This is a genomic window from Caldimonas sp., assembly GCF_046289365.1.
In the GTDB taxonomy this organism is placed as follows: Bacteria; Pseudomonadota; Gammaproteobacteria; order Burkholderiales; family Burkholderiaceae_C; genus Caldimonas.
Window position 1 is genome coordinate 1 of sequence record NZ_JBKBVU010000308.1, and the last position, 2,453, is coordinate 2,453.

The following is a 2,453-nucleotide window of genomic DNA, read 5'->3' on the forward strand; positions in this document are numbered from 1 at the left end:
CAGCGCAACGCCGAGGCGTCGGGGGCGGCCCATGCGGTGGCCCAGGAGGCCATGGCCGGCGCGCAGCGCGGGGGCGCGACGGTCGAGCGCGTCGTCGCCACCATGGCCGACATCGAGACATCGAGCCGCCGCATTGCGGAGATCACGGGTCTGATCGATGGCATCGCCTTCCAGACCAACATCCTGGCCCTCAACGCGGCGGTCGAGGCGGCGCGGGCGGGCGAGGCCGGGCGCGGGTTCGCCGTGGTGGCGGCGGAGGTTCGGTCACTGGCCCAACGCAGCGCAGACGCGGCGCGGCAGATCAAGGAGCTGATCACCGCCAGCGTGGAGCGGGTGTCGCAGGGCACGGCACTCGTGCACGACGCGGGCGTGGCGATCCGCGACATGGTCGAGGGCGTCCAGCGCCTGGGCGGGCTGGTGGCGGAGATGAATGCCGCCAGCCGCGACCAGGCGGCCAGCATCGATCAGGTGGGCGCGGCGGTGGGGCAGATCGACCAGGGGACACAGCAAAACGCCGCCCTGGTCGAAGAAATCGCCGCGGCCGCCTCGAGCCTGCGCCAACAGGCCAATGACCTGGTGGCCGCCGTGTCGCGCTTTCGCGTGTCCTGAGCTTACAGGTTATCCAGGAAGCTGCGCAGCTTCTCCGACCGGCTCGGGTGCTTGAGCTTGCGGATCGCCTTGGCTTCGATCTGGCGGATGCGCTCGCGCGTGACGTCGAACTGCTTGCCGACCTCCTCCAGCGTGTGGTCGGTGGACATCTCGATGCCGTAGCGCATGCGCAGCACCTTGGCCTCGCGCGGGGTCAGGGTGTCCAGGATCTCCTTGACCACGTCGCGCAGACCGGCCTGCATCGCGGCGTCCATCGGCGCCACGTTGGCCGTGTCCTCGATGAAGTCGCCCAGGTGGCTGTCGTCGTCGTCCCCGATGGGGGTTTCCATCGAGATCGGCTCCTTGGCGATCTTCATGATCTTGCGGATCTTGTCCTCCGGCATGTCCATCTTTTCCGCCAGGATGGAGGCGTCCGGCTCGACGCCGAACTCCTGCAGGTGCTGGCGGCTGATGCGGTTCATCTTGTTGATCGTCTCGATCATGTGCACCGGGATGCGGATGGTGCGCGCCTGGTCGGCGATCGAGCGCGTGATGGCCTGCCGGATCCACCACGTGGCGTAGGTAGAAAACTTGTAGCCGCGGCGGTATTCGAACTTGTCCACCGCCTTCATCAGGCCAATGTTGCCCTCCTGGATCAGGTCCAGGAACTGCAGGCCCCGGTTGGTGTACTTCTTGGCGATCGAGATCACCAGGCGCAGGTTGGCCTCGATCATCTCGCGCTTGGCATCGCGGGAGGTGGCCTCGCCTTCGTTCATGCGCTTGTGAACCGCCTTGAGCTGATCCAGCGGAATCACCACCTGGTTCTGCAGGTCGATCAGGCGCTGTTGCAGTTCCTGAATGGCGGGGATGTTGCGCCCGAGCACCGCGCTCCAGGGCTTGCCAGCCGCGGCCTGCCGCTCCACCCACTGCAGGTTGAGCAGGTTGGGGGGGAAGTCCGCGATGAACTTCTCCTGCGGCATCCCGCACTTGTCGACGATGATGCGGCGCAGTTCGCGCTCCACCTTGCGCACCGTATCGACCTGCTGGCGCACCTTGTCGCACAGCGTCTCGATGGCCTTGGCCGTGAAGCGGATGGTCATCAGCGTTTCAGTGATGCGTGCCTGCACAGCCTGATAGCGTGGCGAGCCCCAGCCGTCTTGCTCGTAGACCTGGCGTAGCTCGTCGAACAGCGTGCGGATGGCGTCGAAGCGCTCCAGCGCCTCGCGCTTGAGCTCCTCCATCTTGCGCGTCAGTGCCTTGGAGCCACCCTTGCCGTCGTCGTCGTCCTCGTAGTCGTCGAAATCCTCCTCCGCGACGTAGTCGTCCGCCTCGTCGGCATCGGCAAACCCGTCCACGATGGCCGAGATGATCGTCTTGCCTTCGCGGATTTCCTCCGCCATCGAGAGGATGTCGTGGATGATCGCCGGCGACTCGGAAATCGCGGCCATCATCTCGTGCAGCCCGCTTTCGATGCGCTTGGCGATTTCGATCTCGCCCTCGCGCGTGAGCAGCTCCACGGTGCCCATTTCGCGCATGTACATGCGCACCGGGTCGGTGGTGCGGCCGAATTCGCTGTCCACGGTGGACAGGGCCGCCTCGGCTTCCTCCTCGGCCTCCTCCTCGGTGGTCACGGCGGTGGGTGCGCCGGTCAGCAGCAGGGTTTCGGCATCCGGCGTCTGGTCATAAACCGCCACCCCCATGTCGTTGAGCAGCGAGACGACCACTTCCAGCGTTTCCTGCTCGACCAGCTTGTCGGGCAGGTGGTCGTTGATTTCGCCATGGGTCAGGTAGCCGCGGGTCTTGCCCAGCTTGATCAGCTGTTTGAGCTTTTCGCGGCGCAGCTTGGCTTCTTCCTCGGTCAGCAC

2 protein-coding genes are annotated in these 2,453 nt (G+C 65.9%); one reads left to right on the forward strand and one right to left on the reverse strand.

Annotation, left to right across the window (positions count from 1 at the left end):
* The coding region (locus tag ACK42S_RS17405; RefSeq protein WP_409710563.1) for a methyl-accepting chemotaxis protein at positions 1-609 on the forward strand (609 nt) is incomplete at its 5' end.
* 2 nt (positions 610-611) lie between these two features.
* On the opposite strand, the gene rpoD is transcribed toward ACK42S_RS17405, so the two are convergent.
* Positions 612-2,453 (reverse strand): RNA polymerase sigma factor RpoD (gene rpoD / locus ACK42S_RS17410; protein ID WP_409710566.1); only part of this gene is annotated, 1,842 nt, incomplete at its 5' end.